This window comes from Burkholderia sp. Ax-1724 (assembly GCF_011752995.1).
In the GTDB taxonomy this organism is placed as follows: domain Bacteria; phylum Pseudomonadota; class Gammaproteobacteria; order Burkholderiales; family Burkholderiaceae; genus Paraburkholderia.
Genome location: NZ_VWWL01000001.1, coordinates 58,886 through 77,435 on the forward strand (window position 1 = coordinate 58,886; position 18,550 = coordinate 77,435).

Annotated in this window: 18 protein-coding genes; 10 read left to right on the forward strand and 8 right to left on the reverse strand. The window is 65.0% G+C overall.

From position 1 onward, the window contains the following. Nucleotide 1 precedes the first annotated feature (1 nt). Nucleotides 2-649, reverse strand: coding sequence for a paraquat-inducible protein A (locus F3J19_RS00255; RefSeq protein ID WP_205192436.1), 648 nt, complete (start codon nt 647-649; stop codon nt 2-4). Between the two features lie 390 nt (nt 650-1,039). On the opposite strand from F3J19_RS00255, the gene F3J19_RS00260 reads away from it, so the two are divergent. The 4 genes from F3J19_RS00260 (at nt 1,040) to F3J19_RS00275 (ending at nt 4,461) form a co-directional block, all read left to right on the forward strand. Further along, nucleotides 1,040-1,600 (forward strand): cytochrome b, encoded by a 561-nt coding sequence (locus tag F3J19_RS00260; protein ID WP_167035934.1) that lies wholly within the window; start codon nt 1,040-1,042, stop codon nt 1,598-1,600. An 8-nt stretch (nt 1,601-1,608) separates the two neighbouring features. Beyond that, nucleotides 1,609-2,172, forward strand: a complete 564-nt coding sequence (locus tag F3J19_RS00265) for a YceI family protein (RefSeq protein ID WP_167035936.1) — start codon at nt 1,609-1,611, stop codon at nt 2,170-2,172. A gap of 146 nt (nt 2,173-2,318) precedes the next feature. Then, the gene (locus F3J19_RS00270; protein ID WP_167035939.1) at nt 2,319-2,888 is read left to right on the forward strand and encodes a YceI family protein; all 570 of its coding nucleotides are present in this window, start codon (nt 2,319-2,321) and stop codon (nt 2,886-2,888) included. Nucleotides 2,889-3,183: 295 nt separating this feature from the next. Further along, on the forward strand, nt 3,184-4,461 hold the full coding sequence (locus tag F3J19_RS00275; RefSeq protein WP_167035942.1) for an MFS transporter: 1,278 nt from the start codon (nt 3,184-3,186) through the stop codon (nt 4,459-4,461). A 77-nt stretch (nt 4,462-4,538) separates the two neighbouring features. Here F3J19_RS00275 and F3J19_RS00280 read toward each other — a convergent pair whose 3' ends face one another. From F3J19_RS00280 to queA, 6 genes are all read right to left on the reverse strand, one after another. Further along, entirely contained in the window at nt 4,539-4,841 is a 303-nt protein-coding gene (locus F3J19_RS00280) for a contact-dependent growth inhibition system immunity protein (RefSeq protein WP_167036906.1), read from the reverse strand. A gap of 159 nt (nt 4,842-5,000) precedes the next feature. Next, nucleotides 5,001-5,951 carry a protein translocase subunit SecF gene (gene secF, locus F3J19_RS00285; protein ID WP_167035945.1) on the reverse strand — a complete coding sequence of 317 codons (951 nt, stop codon included), beginning with the start codon at nt 5,949-5,951 and terminating at the stop codon, nt 5,001-5,003. An 18-nt stretch (nt 5,952-5,969) separates the two neighbouring features. After that, a complete protein-coding gene (secD, locus tag F3J19_RS00290) occupies nt 5,970-8,066 on the reverse strand; it encodes a protein translocase subunit SecD (RefSeq protein ID WP_167035948.1) in 2,097 nt (698 codons plus the stop codon). A 120-nt stretch (nt 8,067-8,186) separates the two neighbouring features. Further along, on the reverse strand, nt 8,187-8,516 hold the full coding sequence (gene yajC, locus F3J19_RS00295) for a preprotein translocase subunit YajC (RefSeq protein WP_167035951.1): 330 nt from the start codon (nt 8,514-8,516) through the stop codon (nt 8,187-8,189). A 229-nt stretch (nt 8,517-8,745) separates the two neighbouring features. Continuing rightward, the gene (gene tgt, locus F3J19_RS00300; protein ID WP_167035954.1) at nt 8,746-9,939 is read right to left on the reverse strand and encodes a tRNA guanosine(34) transglycosylase Tgt; all 1,194 of its coding nucleotides are present in this window, start codon (nt 9,937-9,939) and stop codon (nt 8,746-8,748) included. A 119-nt stretch (nt 9,940-10,058) separates the two neighbouring features. Further along, nucleotides 10,059-11,117 carry a tRNA preQ1(34) S-adenosylmethionine ribosyltransferase-isomerase QueA gene (queA, locus tag F3J19_RS00305; RefSeq protein WP_167035957.1) on the reverse strand — a complete coding sequence of 353 codons (1,059 nt, stop codon included), beginning with the start codon at nt 11,115-11,117 and terminating at the stop codon, nt 10,059-10,061. 192 nt (nt 11,118-11,309) lie between these two features. Here queA and recG point away from each other — a divergent pair, with 192 nt between their 5' ends. The 6 genes from recG to ubiA all read left to right on the forward strand — a co-directional run bounded on the left by recG (nt 11,310) and on the right by ubiA (nt 17,482). Beyond that, a complete protein-coding gene (gene recG, locus F3J19_RS00310) occupies nt 11,310-13,790 on the forward strand; it encodes an ATP-dependent DNA helicase RecG (protein WP_167035960.1) in 2,481 nt (826 codons plus the stop codon). Between the two features lie 248 nt (nt 13,791-14,038). After that, a complete protein-coding gene (locus tag F3J19_RS00315) occupies nt 14,039-14,998 on the forward strand; it encodes a hydrogen peroxide-inducible genes activator (protein WP_167035963.1) in 960 nt (319 codons plus the stop codon). A gap of 214 nt (nt 14,999-15,212) precedes the next feature. Continuing rightward, nucleotides 15,213-15,335 carry a hypothetical protein gene (locus F3J19_RS32930; RefSeq protein WP_275692046.1) on the forward strand — a complete coding sequence of 41 codons (123 nt, stop codon included), beginning with the start codon at nt 15,213-15,215 and terminating at the stop codon, nt 15,333-15,335. 146 nt (nt 15,336-15,481) lie between these two features. Continuing rightward, complete coding sequence (locus tag F3J19_RS00325; RefSeq protein ID WP_167035966.1) at nt 15,482-15,646, forward strand: hypothetical protein; 165 nt, start codon at nt 15,482-15,484, stop codon at nt 15,644-15,646. 224 nt (nt 15,647-15,870) lie between these two features. Next, nucleotides 15,871-16,365: a Dps family protein gene (locus F3J19_RS00330; protein WP_167035969.1), complete on the forward strand. Its 495-nt coding sequence runs from the start codon at nt 15,871-15,873 to the stop codon at nt 16,363-16,365. Nucleotides 16,366-16,618: 253 nt separating this feature from the next. Continuing rightward, on the forward strand, nt 16,619-17,482 hold the full coding sequence (gene ubiA / locus F3J19_RS00335; protein ID WP_167035972.1) for a 4-hydroxybenzoate octaprenyltransferase: 864 nt from the start codon (nt 16,619-16,621) through the stop codon (nt 17,480-17,482). Nucleotides 17,483-17,734: 252 nt separating this feature from the next. On the opposite strand, the gene proC is transcribed toward ubiA, so the two are convergent. After that, nucleotides 17,735-18,550, reverse strand: coding sequence for a pyrroline-5-carboxylate reductase (gene proC, locus F3J19_RS00340; protein ID WP_167035975.1), 816 nt, complete (start codon nt 18,548-18,550; stop codon nt 17,735-17,737).

Consider the following 18,550-nt stretch of genomic DNA (forward strand, 5'->3'; position numbering starts at 1 on the left):
TTCATCCTTCGCGTCGAGTGGGCGGCAGCGGCCGCTTGCCGCGCCGGCCGAGTTCGTCGGCGAGGTCCCACAGCACGGCCGGGTCGAACGTGACGACCACGGCGAACATCAGCGTGAGCGCGCCGAACGCGAACAGCGCCGCTTCGGGGATCACGCGCGCGAGGCTCACCATCTTCACGATCGTAATCAGCACGCCGAGCATGAACACTTCGATCATGCCCCACGGCCGCACGAACTGGATCGCGCGCAGCACGCGGTTGAAGTGGCTCGGCACGTAGCCCGCGCGCAGCGGCACGAGCACATAGAGCAGCGCGACGAGTTCGGTGAGCGGAAAGAGGATCGTCGAGCAGAACACCATGACCGCGACGATCTGCATGTCCTCGCCCCAGAGCGCGACGAGCGCACCGAACAGCGTGGTCTGCGAGGTGATGCCGTTGGTTTCGAGTTCGACGATCGGAAAGCCCTGCGCGATCAGGAACGTGATCAGCGCGGCGAGCGTCATCGCGCAGATCGCGTCGAGCTTGCGCGAGACGCCGCGATAGAGCGTTGCGCCGCAACGCGGACAGCGCGCGGCAGTGCGGCCGACAAGCCGTGGCTTGCGGAACAGCGTATCGCATTCATGGCACGCGATCAGATTGTCATGTTCCATGCGGTAGATGGGCTAACGACGTGGAAGGCGGCGTGCAAGGTCCGTTGTGCCCGCTTGTGCCTGCTTGTGCCTGCTTGTTGCCTGGGTTATGGCCTGTTTATGCCGGGCTTATCCCTGTGCATGCCCGTTGTGCAGGGCGCAGCGGGCGGCGGGGTGGAGCAATAGTACCAAACGCGCCCCGCCACCGCCGCTATGCGCCGTAGCAAAGTTCGGACCTGTCCGCCCCGTGCCGCGACAGCCGGCTTGCCGTGCCTGGGGTAGCATGGCGGCCTTGGCGTGTGTCGCAGCAGGGCTCCCACCGCAGGCAACGCGAAATGGCGGGGAATAGCCGGGCAAGCCGCGCCGTTAACTTCCATCCGACTGCGTTCCCTCCGACTGCGTTGCTCCGTCATGCCACTCAATCCTTCGTTCGGTACCCGGGAGTCGTACACGCGGACCGCCATCGCGTTTCACTGGCTGATCGCGCTCCTGATCGTCTGCGGCTTCGCGCTCGGCTGGGTGATGACCGACATCCCGGGCTTCACGCCCGCCAAGCTGCGTTATTTCTCCTGGCATAAATGGATCGGCGTGACCGTGTTCGCGCTCGCGATCGTGCGCATCCTGTGGCGCGCGACGCACGCCGCGCCGCCGTTGCCGCGCCGCATGCCCGCCTGGCAGCGCGGCGGCGCGCATCTCGTGCACCTGCTGCTGTACGCGCTGATGATCGCGATTCCCGCGTCCGGCTATCTGTATAGCTCGGCGGCCAACGTGCCAGTCGTCTATCTCGGGCTGATTCCGCTGCCGCGCCTGATCGCGCCGGACCCGCATCTCAAGGACCTGCTGAAGAACCTGCACATCGCGCTCAATTACACGTTGCTCGTGCTGGTCGCGCTGCACGTCGCGGCCGCGCTCAAGCATCAATGGCTCGATCGCGACGGGCTGCTTTCGCGCATGCTCCCTTTTCTCAAATAAGGACAACCATGAAGGTCTCGTTTTATCGCTACATGCTCGCCGCGTTCGCGGCGGCCTCGCTGACCGCCTCGGGCGCGGCGCTCGCACAGGTCGACGTCGCGAAGAGTTCGGTGACGGCCACCTCGAAGCAGATGAACGTGCCGGTCGAAGGCAAGTTCGGCAAGTTCAGCGCCGAGGTCAGCTTCGATCCGGCCAGGCCCGCGGCCGGCAGCGCGCAGATCAACATCGACGTCGCCAGCTACGACCTCGGCGACGAGAGCTACAACGAGCAGGTGCGCGGCAAGGAATGGTTCGACGCGAAGACGTATCCGGGCGCGACGTTCGTGTCGATCGCGATCGCGCCAGCCGGCGGCGGCAAGTTCAACGTGACGGGCAAACTGACCATCAAGGGCAAGTCGCAGACCGTGGTCGTGCCGGTCACGGTGGCGCAGCAGGGCGCGCTGCAGACCTTCGATGGTGCGTTGCCGATCAAGCGCTCGCAGTTCGACATCGGCACCGGCGAGTGGAAGGACACTTCTGTCGTCGCCGATGAGGTGCTCATCAAGTTTCATCTCGTTGCCGCGCACAAGTAGCGCGCGGCATGCGCGGCATGCGTGACATGCGTGACGTGCATCCCGCGCGCTGCGCGGCCGGCTTTTTACCGGCTTCCTGCTGGTTTCTTACCGCAATCTTCACCGCGATTTTCACCGCCATCCAGGAGCATGAATTGAAAACGTCCATGTCGATCGCTGTCGGTGCGCTGGCATCCTCCCTTTCGCTCGGCGCGTTTGCCGCCGATACCTATATGCTCGATCCGACCCACACGTATCCGAGCTTCGAGGCGGATCACTTCGGCGGCCTGTCGATCTGGCGCGGCAAGTTCACGAAGACCATCGGCACGGTGACGCTCGATCGCGCGGCGAAAACCGGCACGGTGGACGTAACCGTCGATCCCGCTTCGGTGCAGACCGGCAACGGCAAGCTCGACGAGCACCTGAAGGCGGCCGAGTTCTTCGACGTCGCCCAATATCCGGGCGTGACCTACAAGGGCACCGGAATTAAATTCGACGGCGACAAGCCGGTCGAGGTGATCGGCAACCTGACGATTCGCGGCATCACGAAGCCGGTGAATCTGAAGATCGATTCGTTCAAGTGCATGCCGCACCCGGTGCTCAAGCGCGAAGTCTGCGGCGTCGAGGCGAGTACCGAATTCAACCGCGCCGATTTCGGCATGGACTTCGGCGCGAAGTACGGCTTCGGCATGGAGACGCGTTTGCATATCCAGTCCGAAGGCATCAAGCAGCAGTAAACGCGCTGCTTTCGCGACTGCCGTCGCCGCGAAGCGAGCCGCGCACTGTCTCGCTTCGCGCTGCGCCGCAACACGAAAACCGCTTCGATCGCTCGCACGACGAAGCGGTTTTTTACCGCTGCTACCGAATGCCGCGCCCTTATGTGGCGGGCCTCCGCTATTTGCCGCTCGCCTCGTTTTATTTTTTCAGTTAAATAGAACGCATGAAGCCATGCCGGTGATGCGCGTAGCCGGTGCGGCCTGCGCGGCACAGCGCCTTCGCCGATAAATATTGCGCGCGGCACAGGAGATCGGGATGAATGCAACGACAGCAGCAAGCATCGCGGGAAGCCGGCACAGCTCGTGGCGCGCCGTGGCGGCGGCCTCGATCGGCAACGCGCTCGAATGGTTCGATCTGGTCGTGTACGGTTTTTTCGCCGTCATTATCTCGAAGCTGTTTTTTCCGGCCGGCAACGAGACGGTCTCGCTGCTGCTCACGCTCGGCACGTTCGGCGTGTCGTTCTTCATGCGGCCGCTCGGCGCGATCGTGATCGGCGCGTACTCGGACCGCGCGGGGCGCAAGGCGGCGCTCACGCTGTCCATCGCGCTGATGATGACCGGCACGCTCATCATCGCGGTCCTGCCGACCTATCAGAGCATCGGCCTCGCCGCGCCGCTGATCCTCGTGGTCGCGCGCTTGATGCAGGGCTTCTCGGCGGGCGGCGAGTTCGGCAGCGCGACCGCGTTTCTCGCCGAGCACGTGCCGGACCGGCGCGGCTTCTACGCAAGCTGGCAGATGGCGAGCCAAGGGCTCACGACGCTGCTCGCCGCCGGCTTCGGCGCGCTGCTGACCGGCAGCCTCTCGCCGCAGCAGATGACGTCGTGGGGCTGGCGCGTGCCATTCGTCTTCGGTCTGCTGATCGGCCCGGTCGCGCTCTATATCCGCACGAAGCTCGACGAGACGCCCGAATTCCTCGCCGCCGAAACGACGCAGACGCCGCTGCGCGATACGTTCGCGACGCAGAAACTGCGGCTCGTGATCGCGATGGGCGTGGTCGTGCTCGGGACCGTGTCCTCGTACCTGGTGCTGTTCATGCCGACCTATGGCGTGAAGCAGTTGGGGTTCGCGCCGTCGGTCGCGTTTTCGGCGATTGCGGTGACGGGGCTGATCCAGATGGTGCTCTCGCCCGTGGCCGGGCATCTGTCGGACCTGCATGGACGCACGCGCATCATGCTGAGCGCGGCCGGCCTGCTGCTCGTGCTGGTCTATCCGGCGTTTCTGTATCTGATCGCGCATCCGAGCTTCGGCACGCTGATCGTGTGGCAGATCGTGTTCGGTATTCTCGTGAGCGGCTACTTCGGCGCGACGCCGGGTTTGCTGTCGGAAATCTTTCCGGTGCAGACGCGCACGACCGGCATGTCGCTCGCGTATAACATCGCGGTGACGGTCTTCGGCGGCTTCGGGCCGTTCATCATCGCGTGGCTGATCGGCGCGACCGGTTCGAAAGCCGCGCCGAGCTATTACGTGATGTTTGCCGCGCTGGTGAGCATCGCGGCGTTGATTGGGGCGCGGCGCAGGTTGGGGTTCCGGTAGCTGGATTGCAGCCTGATGCGGGTTCAGTGCACTTTTTCCGTCATGTGCCCGGCGGCACGAAGCCGCCCGGCGGGTCGCTACTCGCTTAGAAGGCGCTTCAGTTCGTCGAGAAACGATGCCGTCGTGTGGCCCCATAGCTTCGGATTGAAATCCTGTCCGTACTTTTCATAAAAGGCACTGTCCAGGTTTTCGCCGCAGCTTGCCGCCAGTCTGTTAATTTCATCGATAGCAGACTGGCGCATTTCAGGCGTAATTCCATTTTTATAAATGCTAACAATTTCCTCAATCGAGTCTGCGTGGTAGTGATAATCCTGATTCAGGTATCCGCCAAAGAGGATATCGAGATTTGGGTATGAGGGATTATTTTCTGCGCGAGTCATCATTGGGTGTATGTCTTCCCAGCCTCTGATTAAGCGCTATCGTTTCACGCGTGTGCGGTATGGTTGCAAGGCGGAGTAAACGTAAAAGGCCGGTTTGCAATGAACCGGCCTTTTGACTCTTTCGGCTCGCGCAATCCGTGAGCTATGCGCGAATCCGCATCAGACTTGCGCGCCCGCGTTCGGATCGTTCGGATCGACGCGGTCCTTCTTTTCCTTCAGCAAGTCTTCGCGCTTGACGCCGAACCACATCGCGAGCGCCGCGGCGACGAACACCGACGAGTAGATACCGAACAGAATACCGACCGTCAGCGCGAGCGCGAAGTAGTGCAGCGTCGGGCCGCCGAACAGGAACATCGAGAGCACCATCATCTGCGTACAGCCGTGCGTGATGATGGTTCGCGACATCGTGCTCGTGATCGCGTGGTTGATCACTTCGATCACGCTCATCTTGCGTTCGCGGCGGAAGGTCTCGCGAATCCGGTCGAAAATAACGACCGATTCGTTGACCGAATAGCCGAGCACCGCGAGCACCGCGGCCAGCACCGACAGCGAGAACTCCCACTGGAAGAACGCGAAGAAGCCGAGAATGATCACGACGTCGTGCAGGTTGGCGATCACGCCGGCCACCGCGTACTTCCATTCGAAGCGGAACGACAGGTAGATCACGATGCCGACCACCACGCACGCGAGCGCGAGCAGGCCGTCGGTGGCGAGTTCCTTGCCGACCTGCGGGCCGACGAATTCGACGCGCTGCAACTGCACCTCGGGCGTATCGGCCTTCAGCGCGCCCATCACCTGTTCGCTCTGTTGCGCGGACGTGTAGCCCGTTTTGAGCGGCAGGCGGATCAGCACGTCGCGCGAGGAGCCGAAGTTCTGCACCTGCGCGTCGGCATAGCCGAGCTTGCCGAGCGTGTTACGCACCGGGTCGAGCGGCACCGCGCCCGGATACTGCACTTCGATCACGGTACCGCCGGTGAATTCCACCGACAGATGCAGCCCGCGATGCACGAGGAAGAACACCGCGGCGAGGAAGGTGATCAGCGAGATCGCGTTGAAGACCAACGCGCGCTGCATGAACGGAATGTCTTTGCGGAAACGGAAAAATTCCATGGTCTTGTTCTCCGGGACTCAGCGGGATGAACCCGGTTTCTCCGGCGTCGAGGCGCTCGACGCCGGCGTGCCTGGCGCATTGCGTCGGCGCACGGTCGGCTTCGCGCGGCCTTGCGCGCCGGCCGCGGCCTTTGCGCCCGCCTTCGGATTGGCCTTGGCGGCGGCCTTCGTGGCGGCGATGGCCTGCGCGGTGTCGGTCGCGTCGTCGTCGCTGCCGAGGCTATTGCCGGCGTAGGCGGCGCCTGCTCCCGCCGTTTGCGGACGCCACACCTGGCCGATCGACAGCGACTTCAGCTTCTTCTTGCCGCCGTACCAGAAGTTGACCACGCCGCGCGAGAAGAACACGGCCGAGAACATCGACGTCAGAATGCCGATACAGTGAACCATCGCGAAGCCGCGCACCGGACCCGAGCCGAATGCGAGCAGCGCGAGGCCGGCGATCAGCGTGGTCACGTTCGAATCGAGAATCGTCGCCCATGCGTGCTCGTAGCCGTTCTGGATCGCCAGTTGCGGCGGCGCGCCGTGGCGCAGTTCTTCGCGCACGCGCTCGTTGATCAGCACGTTCGCGTCGATCGCCATACCGAGCGCGAGCGCGATAGCGGCGATACCCGGCAGCGTGAGCGTGGCCTGCAGCATCGACAGCACCGCGACCAGCAGCAGCAGGTTCACCGAGAGGCCGATCATCGAGATCACGCCGAACAGCATGTAGTACGCGATCATGAACACGGCGATCGCCGCGAAGCCCCACACCACCGAGTGGAAGCCCTTCTTGATGTTGTCGGCGCCGAGGCTCGGGCCGATCGTGCGTTCCTCGATGATTTCCATCGGCGCGGCGAGCGAACCGGCGCGCAGGAGCAGCGCGAGGTCGGTGGCCGCTTGCGGGGTCGGCTGGCCGGTGATCTGGAAGCGGTCGCCGAGTTCGGACTGGATGGTCGCGACCGTCAGCACCTCGCCCTTGCCGCGCTCGAACAGCACCATCGCCATCGGCTTGCCGATGTTGTCGCGCGACACGCTGCGCACCGCGCGGCCGCCGGCCGAGTCGAGACGGATGTTGACCGACGGACGCTGATGCTCGTCGAAGCCCGCCGACGCGTCGATGATGCGGTCGCCGGTGAAGATCACCTGCTTGCGCAGCAGCACCGGCACCTGGTTGCCTTGCGTGAACAGTTCGTCGCCCGGCGGCACCGGGTCGTTCGGGTTCGGATGCGTGTTGACCGGGTCGGCGAGACGCGCTTCGAGCGTCGCCGTGCGGCCGATGATGTCCTTCGCCTTCGCGGTGTCCTGCACGCCCGGCAGTTCGACCACGATGCGGTCCGTGCCCTGCTGCTGGATCACCGGCTCGGCCACGCCGAGTTCGTTCACGCGGTTATGCAGCGTCGTGATGTTCTGCTTGAGCGCGGCGTCCTGCACCGCGCGCTGCACGGCCGGCGTGAACGTGCCGACCAGCTGCACGCCGCCGTCCGCGCCGGTGTTCGGCTGCGAGGCCCACTGGAGTTCGCTGACGCTGCGGCTGAGCAGCTTGAGCGCCGCATCCGCCGTGGCCTGGTCGGCCAGATTCACCACCACCGACTGGTTTACGCGATTCACGCCGCCGTCGCGGACGTTGTTGTCGCGCAGCAGCGTGCGCACGTCCGAGGCGTCCGAATCGAGCTTCTTGTTCAGTGCGCCGGCCATGTCGACCTGCAGCAGGAAGTGCACGCCGCCGCGCAGGTCGAGACCGAGGTACATCGGCAGCGCGCGCAGCGCGGTCAGCCAGTTCGGCGAGGCGCTTTGCAGGTTCAGCGCGACGATGTACTGCGGATCGTTCGGGTCGCTATTGAGCGACTTCTGCAACAGGTCCTTCACGCGCAGCTGCGTGTCGGTATCCGTGAGGCGCACGCGGATGTTCGCGTTGTTCTGCGAGTTGTCGAACGTGACCGCGGTCGGCTTGATCTGATTGCCGGCGAGCGCGGCTTCGACCGACGCGAGCGTCGTGGCGTCGAGCCTGACCGTCGCCTTGCCGCTCGACACCTGCACGGCCGGCGCTTCGCCGTACAGGTTGGGCAGCGTGTACACGAGGCCGATGACCAGAGCCACCAGCATCACGGCGTATTTCCAGAGGGGGTAGCGATTCATGAGTGGTCCAACGGGAAGGTTGGCTTGGATGCGATGCGTCCGGCGATGAGCGCGGGCGGTTCAGCGCGGGGAGGGCATGAACCGCCGGCGAGGCCGCGCCGGACGCGGGGAGAGCAGGCCTTACAGCGACTTGATCGTGCCCTTCGGGAGAATCGTCGTGACCGACGCCTTTTGCACGGTGATTTCCGTGCCTTCCGAGACTTCGATGCCGACGTAGGCTTCGCCCACCTTCGTCACCTTGCCGACGATGCCGCCGTTCGTCACGACTTCATCGCCCTTGGCCATCGCCGCGAGCATGTTGCGATGTTCCTTCTGACGCTTCATTTGCGGGCGAATCATAATGAAGTACAGCACGCCGAACATCAGGATCAGCGGCAGGAAGCTCATCAGGTTCGATTCGATGCCACCTGCTGCAGCGCCTTGAGCATAGGCATTGGAAATGAACGACACGTTGGTCTCTCCGTTATCAGTCAAACGAACAAAAAATCAGCCGATTATTCTACCACCGGCCGCACACGCGCCGGCACGGCGAATCGGCTTTGCGATCAACCGTTTAAAGCCGCGCCTGCGGCCCGCGTGGCGGGCCTCGGCGCGCGGCCGGCGAAAGTGAATTGTAAGTTTATGCGCGCGGCCGTGGGTGGCCGGGTGGATTCCTCAGCGGAATCAGTGTGCCGCACGATCATGACGACGGCTCGACGCCGCGCGCGCGGTCCTCGTGAAAACGCTTGCGGAATGTGTCGAACATTTTTGCGTCGATCGCGTCGCGCATTTCCTGCATCAGTTCGAGGTAGTAGTGCAGGTTGTGGATCGTGTTCAGCTGCGCGCCGAGGATTTCGCCGACCCGGTGCAGGTGATGCAGATAGCCGCGCGTGAAGTTGCGGCAGGTGTAGCAGCCGCATTGCTCGTCGAGCGGGCGCAGCGAGTTCTTGTGCGTCGCGTTGCGGATCTTGATGTCGCCGAAGCGCGTGAAGAGCCAGCCGTTGCGCGCGTTGCGCGTCGGCATCACGCAGTCGAACATGTCGACGCCGGCTGCGACGCCCGCCACGAGGTCTTCCGGCGTGCCGACGCCCATCAGGTAGTGCGGCTTGTTGGCCGGCAGCTTCGGGCCGATGTGGTTCAGAACCCGCATCATGTCCTCCTTCGGCTCGCCGACCGACAGCCCGCCGATCGCGAGGCCGTGGAAGTTTTTCTCCGCGAGACCGGCGAGCGATTCGTCGCGCAGGTCCTCGAACATGCCGCCCTGCACGATGCCGAACAATGCATTCGGATTGCCGAGGCGCTGGAATTCGTCGATCGAGCGCTGCGCCCAGCGCATCGACATGCGCATCGAGTCGGCCGCTTCCTTGTGCGAGGTCGGGATGTTGTTGGTCGCGTACGGCGTGCACTCGTCGAACTGCATGACGATGTCCGAATTCAGCACCTTCTGGATCTGCATCGACACTTCCGGCGACAGGAACAGCCGGTCGCCGTTGATCGGCGAGGCGAACGTGACGCCATCCTCGGTGATCTTGCGCAGATCGCCGAGCGAGAACACCTGGAAGCCGCCCGAGTCGGTCAGAATCGGCTTGTTCCAGCCCATGAAGCCGTGCAGGCCGCCGTGCGCTCCGATCGTTTCGAGCCCCGGGCGCAGCCACAGGTGAAACGTATTGCCGAGGATGATCTGCGCGTGCATTTCCTCGAGCTCGCGCGGCTGGACTGCTTTCACGGTGCCGTAGGTGCCGACCGGCATGAAGATCGGCGTCTCGACCACGCCGTGATTGAGCGTGACGCGGCCGCGGCGCGCGAGGCCGTCGGTGCCGAGCAGTTCGAATTTGAGGCCATTCTCCGGGCGCTCGTGAGCCGCTTGTTGCGACGATGGATGACCAATGGTCATGGAGTGACTCCTGTGCTACCGGAAAACAGTCCGGCGCAAACAATGAAAACCGCCACGAGGGATCGCGGCGGCTGGGAAAACTGCCAATACGTCAAAGCAGAAGCTATGCTCGAGCCGGCTCAAACCTCGCGCCGCGTCAGCAGCATCGCGTCGCCGTAGCTGAAAAAGCGATAGCGCTCGTCGATCGCATGACGATACGCGGCGCGAATCGTCTCGACGCCCGCGAACGCCGACACCAGCATCAGCAGCGTCGACTTCGGCAAATGGAAATTCGTCACCAGCCGGTCGACCACGCGGAACCGGTAGCCCGGCGTGATGAAGATGTCGGTTTCGGCGCTCGCCGCGGCGAGCGGGTGGCCGGCCGCTTCGGCGTCGCGCGCGGCGGCTTCGAGCGCGCGCATCGAGGTGGTGCCGACCGCGATCACGCGATTGCCGCGTGCTTTGGTCGCGGCGATCTTGTCCGCGAGCGCTTGCGGCAGGTGATACCACTCGCTGTGCATCTTGTGCTCGGCGATGTTCTCGACGCGCACCGGCTGGAACGTGCCCGCGCCGACGTGCAGCGTCAGCGTCGCGCGTTCGACGCCGCGCGCATCGAGCCTCGCGAGCAGCGCGTCGTCGAAGTGCAGGCCGGCGGTGGGCGCGGCGACCGCGCCCGGATTCTGTGCGAACACGGTCTGGTAGCGGGTTTCGTCGGTCGCGTCGGGATCGTGCTCGATGTAGGGCGGCAGCGGCAGGCGGCCGTATTGCTCGATCAGCGTGAGGCAGTCGGCGGGGAAATGCAGCGTGTAGAACGGGTCGACGCGCTCGCCGACCGTGACGTCGAACGCATCCGCGAGACGGATCGTGGTGCCTGGCTGCGGGCTCTTGCTCGCGCGAATCTGCGCGAGCGCGTCGCGCTCGCCGGTCAGGCGCTCGACCAGCACCTCGATCTTGCCGCCGCTCGCCTTCTGGCCGAAGAAGCGCGCCTTCAGCACCTTGGTATCGTTGAAGACGAGCAGGTCGCCCGGCGCGAGGCATTCGGGCAGCTCGGTGAAGCGGCGGTCGATCAGGCGCGCGGCGCCGTCGGCGGCGCCCGCGGCGTCCACGTCGAGCAGACGGCTCGCGCTGCGCTCGGGCAACGCGACTTGCGCGATCAGCTCGGGCGGCAGATCGAAATCGAAATCGGAAAGCGTAAACATGCGAACGACTGGAAGCGGGTTGGGACTGATTTGGGACTGAATTGAGCCGAAGCCGGAGCCGGGCCGCTATGATGGCGGGACGCCGGAGCGGTCCGCGCGCACCCTGTGCCGCATCCCGTATGCGCTAGAGCGCGAAGGGCGGCACGACCTTTTCTTTCGACAGCAGCCGATATTGTACTTGCGAAGCAGCCCATGCCTTTGTCCGACCGCCGATTGTCCACCGCCACCCCAGACGCGGGCGCCGAACCGCGCCGCCGCGGCGCGCGGAGCGAGGCGGGGGAAGGCGGTGCGGCGGAAGGCGGATCGCGAGGTGCGGGAGAGCGCGTGATGGCGGCTGGCTATCGTGGTACGCCTCGCGGTGAAGAAAGCGGTGAGGGGGCGCGTGAGCTGGCGGGCGATACGGCGAGTACACCGCCGGGTGGCGACGTGAAGAGCAAACCCGCCGCGAATGTCGGCATCGAGGCTGCGGCTGAAGCGGCAGGCGAGGCCGACGCCAAAGACACAGCCGAGGCCGTGGCAAAGCGCAGAACCAAAGCCAGCAGCGAGACCGGCGCCAAAGGCTCCGCCGAGGCCGCCACCAAACCCGCCGCCCAAGCCGCCTCGAAACCCGCGCTCAAAACCGCCGACAAACTCGCCAAGCTCGGCCTCACCCGCGACATCGACCTCGTGCTGCATCTGCCGATGCGCTACGAGGACGAAACCTCGCTGACGCCGATCGGCCATCTGCTGCCGGGCGGCATCGCGCAAACCGAAGGCGTCGTGTTCGACAACGAGATCGCCTACCGCCCGCGCCGTCAGCTACTCGTGAAGCTGCATGACGATGCCGGCGACGAACTCGTGCTGCGCTTTCTGAACTTCTACGGCTCGCAGGTCAAGCAGATGGCGATCGGCGCGCGGCTGCGCGTGCGCGGCGACGTGCGCGGCGGCTTCTTCGGCATGGAGATGGTGCATCCGGCCGTGCGCGCGGTCGAGGCGGACACGCCGCTGCCGCAGGCGTTGACACCGGTCTATCCGAGCACCGCGGGCGTGTCGCAGGCGTATCTGCGCAAGGCGATCGACAACGCGCTCGCGCGTACCTCGCTGCCGGAACTGCTGCCCGCGCCGGTCGCGCGCGCGTTTCTCGATCCGCTCGGCGTGCCCGGGCTGATGGACGCGGTGCGTACGCTGCATCATCCGGGCGCGCAGTCCGACGAAACCGCGCTGATCGACGGCACACATCCGGCGTGGGTGCGCATCAAGTTCGAGGAACTGCTCGCGCAGCAGATGTCGCTCAAGCGCGCCCACGACGAGCGCCGCACGCGCGCCGCGCCGGCCATGCCGCGCCGCAAGCTCGGCGACGACGCGGCGCTGGTCGCGCGGCTGCTGAAGGCGCTGCCGTTTTCGCTGACGGCGGCGCAGGAGCGCGTCGGCGGCGAGATCGCGCTCGATCTGACGCAGCCGCATCCGATGCAGCGCCTGTTGCAGGGCGACGTCGGCAGCGGCAAGACGATCGTCGCCGCGCTCGCCGCCGCGCAGGCGATCGATGCCGGCTACCAGGCCGCGCTGATGGCGCCGACCGAAATCCTCGCCGAGCAGCACGCGCGCAAGCTGCGCGGCTGGCTCGAACCGCTCGGCGTGAACGTCGCGTGGCTCGCGGGCAGTCTGAAGGCGAAGGAGAAGCGCGCCGCGATCGAAGCGGCGGCGCTCGGCACCGCGCAGCTTGTGATCGGCACGCATGCGATCATCCAGGACGCGGTCGAGTTCGCGCGGCTCGGCCTCGTGATCGTCGACGAACAGCATCGCTTCGGCGTCGCGCAGCGGCTCGCGCTGCGCGCCAAGGCGCAGAACGCCGCCGACGGCGCGCGCGATTTCCAGCCGCATCAGCTGATGATGTCCGCGACGCCGATTCCGCGCACGCTCGCGATGACCTACTACGCCGACCTCGACGTTTCCACGATCGACGAACTGCCGCCCGGCCGCACGCCGATCCTGACCAAGCTCGTCTCCGACGCGCGCCGCGAAGAGGTGATCGGCCGCGTGCGCGAGGCGGCGCTGACGGGGCGCCAGGTGTACTGGGTGTGTCCGCTGATCGAGGAAAGCGAGACCTTGCAGTTGCAGACCGCGGTCGAGACCTACGAAACGCTCGCGGCCGCGCTGCCCGAACTGAAGGTCGGGCTCGTGCACGGGCGCCTCGCGCCGGCCGAGAAGGCCGCCGTGATGGATGCGTTCTCGCGCAACGAAATCCAGCTGCTGGTCGCGACGACCGTGATCGAAGTGGGCGTCGACGTGCCGAACGCGTCGCTGATGGTGATCGAGCATGCCGAGCGCTTCGGCCTCGCGCAGCTGCACCAGTTGCGCGGTCGCGTGGGGCGCGGCAGCGCCGCGTCGGTCTGCGTGCTGCTCTATACGGGACCGCTGTCGATGACCGCGCGCTCGCGTCTGCAAACGATGCGCGAAACCACCGACGGTTTCGAGATCGCGCGCCGCGACCTCGAAATTCGCGGGCCGGGCGAGTTTCTCGGTGCGCGGCAGTCGGGCGCGGCGATGCTGCGTTTCGCCGATCTGCAGAACGACCAGTGGCTGATCGAGCCCGCGCGCGAGGCAGCCGCGGTGCTGCTCGAAAAATACCCCGAGGTGGTGTTGCAGCACCTCGCGCGCTGGCTCGGCGCGCGCGAGCAATATCTGAAAGCGTGATGGTGGGCGCGTGCGCGGGCTTGAAGGCGCGGGCGGGTTCGGCTTGATGGCGCGTAACGGCGCCTCGGTGCGCGCGAAGCCGTGCGTGCACCGAGGCGCACAACTGCCGCACCTAAGCGCACCTAAGCGCGAATCCGCGCGACCCAACCCCGCCAAACGCTCGCCGAAAATCCCGCAAAGGTTGGCGAACCGACCCTATAGGTGTATAACTAGAACCTATCAAACCCTCCATACTGATTGATCCCCGAATGACGCTCACCGAATTGAAATACATCGTGGCGGTGGCTCGCGAGCGCCACTTCGGCCGGGCGGCCGAAGCGTGCTTCGTTAGCCAGCCCACGCTGTCCGTGGCCATCAAGAAGCTCGAGGACGAGCTGAACGTGCAGATTTTCGAGCGCGGCACGAGCGAGGTCAGCGTCACGCCGATCGGCGAACAGATCGTCACGCAGGCTCAGCGCGTGCTCGAACAGACGCTCGCGATCAAGGAAATCGCCAAGCAGGGCAAGGACCCGCTCGTCGGCCCGCTGCGCCTCGGCGTGATCTACACGATCGGGCCGTACCTGCTGCCCACGCTCGTCAAGCAGATGATCCAGCGCGTCCCGCAGATGCCGCTGATGCTGCAGGAAAATTACACGCTCAAGCTGATCGAACTGCTCAAGCAGGGCGAAATCGACGTCGCGATCATGGCGCTGCCGTTTCCCGAAACGGGCCTGATGCTGCGCCCGCTCTACGACGAGCCGTTCGTCGTCGCGCTGCCTTCCGGCCACGCATGGGAAAACCGTCCGAAGATCGACCCCGACGACCTCAAGCAGGAAACCATGCTGCTGCTCGGCAGCGGTCACTGCTTCCGCGATCACGTGCTCGGCGTGTGTCCCGAGCTGATGCGCTTTTCGCAGAACGCCGACGGCATCCAGAAGACCTTCGAGGGCTCCTCGCTCGAAACGATTCGCCATATGGTCGCGAGCGGCGTCGGCATTACCGTGCTGCCGCGCATGTCGGTGCACGAAGTCAGGCCGCACGCGGCCGGCATCGACGCGGGCCTGCTCAGCTATGTCGCGTTCGACGAACCCGTGCCGGACCGTCGCGTCGTGCTCGCGTGGCGCAAGAGCTTCACGCGCATGCCCGCGATCGATGCGATCTGCGACGCGATCGCCGCGTGCGATCTGTCGGGTGTCAAGAAGCTCGATCTGCCGGCTGCCGTCAACTGACGGCGGGCTCCGCACCGCGCTGTCGGTGCGGATGCCCGTGTGGATGTCTCACAAACAGGGCGCAAGCCCTATCGAATAGATTAAATTAATCAAACACGAGAATTTGATAGGGTTGATATAGTTTCCTCCATGGATCGCCCGATCCCTTTATTTCATAAGGCTGAGTGCTCGGACCCGAAGCGCGGAACCCGAGGCAAGCTAGGAGGACAACACCATGCAAGCGAATTCGCAGCCCATTCACGTTTCCACCCCTGCGCAAGCGGCTACGCCGCGTGTCGTGCCGAGTTTTCGCACGGTCGCTCTGTCGCTGCTGGTCGACCGGGTTCTGGCCGCCTGACGCGCTGGTGCCGCGCGAGCTGGCGAACCGCATCGGCGCGGGCAATTTCCCGACGTGGCGCTGCGCGATTCAGGTGATGCCGGAAGCGGACGCCGCCCACTACGCGGGTAACGTACGAACCAACGATACGAACCGGGAGCAGGATCATGATTCAGATGATGATGGCAACCATCGGCGGCCCGAGCACCGCACGCGGCATGCAGGCGCATCGACATGCGTGGATGTTGCGCAAGACGGTCGGCTGCGCGATCGTTGCGAGTGGTTTTGCGGTGATCGCCGTGCAGGCGTTGCAGCACGTTTTCGGTGGTTGAATACAGGGCTTTTTGTGCAGTTGCCCCGAACATGTCAATCAACGCAACACCGCTGTGACGGCAAGGTGAAGGCAAGTCGGCGCAGGGTGCCCGTCGGCATGACGGCGTAGCCCGGCACCCGGCTAACGCAGCGGGGTTTCACGCTACACTGTCGAACGTTTTATATCCGTTTCTGCTGACCGTCATTTGCCGACCGGTCCGTATCACTCTTCAAAGGAGTCATCATGGCCAAGAAAGAAGCTGCAGCCGTACAGCACGTCAACATCGGGATTAGCGACAAGGATCGCAAGAAGATCGCGGAAGGGCTCTCGCGTCTGCTCGCCGATACCTACACGCTGTACCTGAAGACCCACAACTTCCACTGGAACGTCACGGGTCCGATGTTCAACACGCTGCACCTGATGTTCGAAACGCAATACAACGAACTGTCGCTCGCCGTCGACGCGATCGCCGAACGCATCCGCGCGCTGGGCGTGCATGCGCCGGGCAGCTACCGCGACTTCGCGAAGCTGTCGTCGATTCCCGAAGCCGACGGCGTGCCGGCGGCCGAAGAGATGATCCGCCAGTTGGTCGAAGGTCAGGAAGCAGTGGTGCGTACCGCGCGCGCGATCTTCCCGTCGACGGAAGCCGCCAACGACGAACCGACCGCCGACCTGCTCACGCAACGCATGCAGACGCATGAAAAGACTGCGTGGATGCTGCGCTCGATGCTGGCGTAAAGCGCGTTTGAGTTGCGCCTGAGCGGCATCTGATGCCGGTACGCGGACAACGTCCGCGTCGCGCTGCAACGAACGAGCCCCCTGCACAGGGGGCTTTGTTTTTTGCGCCGCCGTTGCGTCGCTATTGCGTCGTTCGCATGCACGCGTCGTGCGGCTCGCGTCGCACCTCGATACGCAGCCGCGCGAATCCGGGCGCGTCACGCACATCCCGTAAAATAGCGGGACCGTGTTCGCACTTCATCGAATCCGTCCCATGTTCGCACGACTTCCCCTGTATCTGCGCCTCGTGCGCATGGACAAGCCGATCGGCAGCCTGCTGTTGCTGTGGCCGACGCTCAACGCGCTGTGGATCGCGTCCGGCGGCCATCCGTCCTGGCAGTTGCTCGTGATCTTCACGATCGGTACGGTGCTGATGCGCTCGGCCGGCTGCGCGATCAACGATTACGCGGACCGCGATTTCGACCGCCATGTGAAGCGCACCGAAAACCGTCCGCTCACCTCGGGCAAGATCAGGGCATGGGAAGCAGTGGCGCTCGCCACCGGTTTGTCACTGCTCGCATTTCTGCTGATCCTGCCGCTCAACGCGTTGACGAAGCAGTTGTCGGTGGTGGCGCTGTTCGTTGCCGGCTCGTATCCGTTCACGAAGCGTTTCTTCGCGATTCCGCAGGCCTATCTCGGCATTGCGTTCGGCTTCGGCATTCCGATGGCATTCGCCGCGATCCAGGATCACGTGCCGCTGCTTGCATGGGTGATGCTGCTCGCAAATATCTTCTGGTCGGTCGCCTACGACACCGAATACGCGATGGTCGATCGCGACGACGACATCAAGATCGGCATCCGCACCTCGGCGCTGACGTTCGGCCGCTTCGACGTGGCCGCGGTCATGCTGTGTTACGCGGTGACGCTCGGGATTTACGTCGGCATTGGCGTGACGCTCGGTTTCGGCGTGCTGTACTGGATCGGTTGGGCCGCGGCAGCAGGCTGCGCGATCTATCACTACACGCTGATCCGCAATCGCGAGCGCATGCCGTGCTTTGCCGCGTTCCGCCATAACAACTGGCTCGGCGGCGCGCTGTTCGCGGGGATTGCCGCGCATTACGCGGCGGCTTCGTTCTGATGCGCGTGCGCGGCGGCTGATCCGGCCGCTGCGGCTATTGCTGTTTTTCGACGCCGTAGGTGCCTGCCCTGAATCGAAGGGTGGCCACCTACGGCGTTTTTGCTTCTGCGTGACGATGTGCGGGTGGTTTCGAGCGCCAGGCCGTCGCTCTGTTTTCCGGCGGATGCCTGAGCGCCGCCCGATAGCGACCCGATCGCTACGAGATAGCTACCCGAGCATCGCATGGCCGCCGCCCCATCGCCGCCCGGCCACTTACTGCTTGCCGAACTCCTCGCCCATCTCCTTCGCACGCGCATCCGCCGCGAGCACGCCGCGCACAATCGCATCCTTGATGCCGCTCGCGTCGAATGAGGCGAGCGCCGCCGCGGTCGTGCCGCCTTTCGACGTCACGCGTTCGCGCAGCACGCCCGGCGGCTCGTCGGAATTGGCCGCCAGTTGCGCGGCGCCGGTGAAGGTCGCGACCGCGAGCGCGCGGCCCTGCGCTTCGTCCATGCCGAGCTGGCGCGCGGCTTCCTGCAGCGCCTCGATGAAATAGAACACATAGGCCGGCCCGCTGCCCGAGATCGCGGTGACCGCGTCGATCTTCGCTTCGTCGTCGAACCAGACCGTTTCGCCGACCGCACCGAGCACCTGCGACGCGAGCGCGCGGCCCGCTTCGTCGACGCTCTGCGTGGCGACGAGGCCCGTCACGCCCATGCCGATCAGCGCCGGCGTATTCGGCATCACGCGCACGATGCGGCCGTGGCCGCCGAGCCAGCGCGACATGTCGGCGATGCGGATGCCCGCGACGATGCTCACGGCCAGTTGCGACGCCTGCAGATGCGGCGCGAGTGCTTCGGCCACGCTCTTGAGGATTTGCGGCTTCACCGCGAGCACGACCGCGTCGTAGGCGGCGAGCGCGCTGTCGGCGCTCGCGCCGGTGCGGATGCCGAATTGCTCTTCGTTGCGCTTGCGCGCGTCTTCGTTCGGATCGATCGAGTACAGATCAGCCGGCGCGACGCCGCGCTTGATGAGGCCGCCGATCAACGCCGCGGCCATGTTGCCGCCGCCGATAAACGCAATTTTCAT

Coding starts and splice junctions, on each gene's coding strand:
- F3J19_RS00255 (WP_205192436.1), bottom strand. CDS start 649: ATGGAACATGACAATCTGATCGCGTGCCATGAATGCGATACGCTGTTC.
- F3J19_RS00260 (WP_167035934.1), top strand. CDS start 1,040: ATGCCACTCAATCCTTCGTTCGGTACCCGGGAGTCGTACACGCGGACC.
- F3J19_RS00265 (WP_167035936.1), top strand. CDS start 1,609: ATGAAGGTCTCGTTTTATCGCTACATGCTCGCCGCGTTCGCGGCGGCC.
- F3J19_RS00270 (WP_167035939.1), top strand. CDS start 2,319: ATGTCGATCGCTGTCGGTGCGCTGGCATCCTCCCTTTCGCTCGGCGCG.
- F3J19_RS00275 (WP_167035942.1), top strand. CDS start 3,184: ATGAATGCAACGACAGCAGCAAGCATCGCGGGAAGCCGGCACAGCTCG.
- F3J19_RS00280 (WP_167036906.1), bottom strand. CDS start 4,841: ATGACTCGCGCAGAAAATAATCCCTCATACCCAAATCTCGATATCCTC.
- secF (WP_167035945.1), bottom strand. CDS start 5,951: ATGGAATTTTTCCGTTTCCGCAAAGACATTCCGTTCATGCAGCGCGCG.
- secD (WP_167035948.1), bottom strand. CDS start 8,066: ATGAATCGCTACCCCCTCTGGAAATACGCCGTGATGCTGGTGGCTCTG.
- tgt (WP_167035954.1), bottom strand. CDS start 9,939: ATGACCATTGGTCATCCATCGTCGCAACAAGCGGCTCACGAGCGCCCG.
- queA (WP_167035957.1), bottom strand. CDS start 11,117: ATGTTTACGCTTTCCGATTTCGATTTCGATCTGCCGCCCGAGCTGATC.
- recG (WP_167035960.1), top strand. CDS start 11,310: ATGCCTTTGTCCGACCGCCGATTGTCCACCGCCACCCCAGACGCGGGC.
- F3J19_RS00315 (WP_167035963.1), top strand. CDS start 14,039: ATGACGCTCACCGAATTGAAATACATCGTGGCGGTGGCTCGCGAGCGC.
- F3J19_RS32930 (WP_275692046.1), top strand. CDS start 15,213: ATGCAAGCGAATTCGCAGCCCATTCACGTTTCCACCCCTGCGCAAGCG.
- F3J19_RS00325 (WP_167035966.1), top strand. CDS start 15,482: ATGATTCAGATGATGATGGCAACCATCGGCGGCCCGAGCACCGCACGC.
- F3J19_RS00330 (WP_167035969.1), top strand. CDS start 15,871: ATGGCCAAGAAAGAAGCTGCAGCCGTACAGCACGTCAACATCGGGATT.
- ubiA (WP_167035972.1), top strand. CDS start 16,619: ATGTTCGCACGACTTCCCCTGTATCTGCGCCTCGTGCGCATGGACAAG.
- proC (WP_167035975.1), bottom strand. CDS start 18,550: ATGAAAATTGCGTTTATCGGCGGCGGCAACATGGCCGCGGCGTTGATC.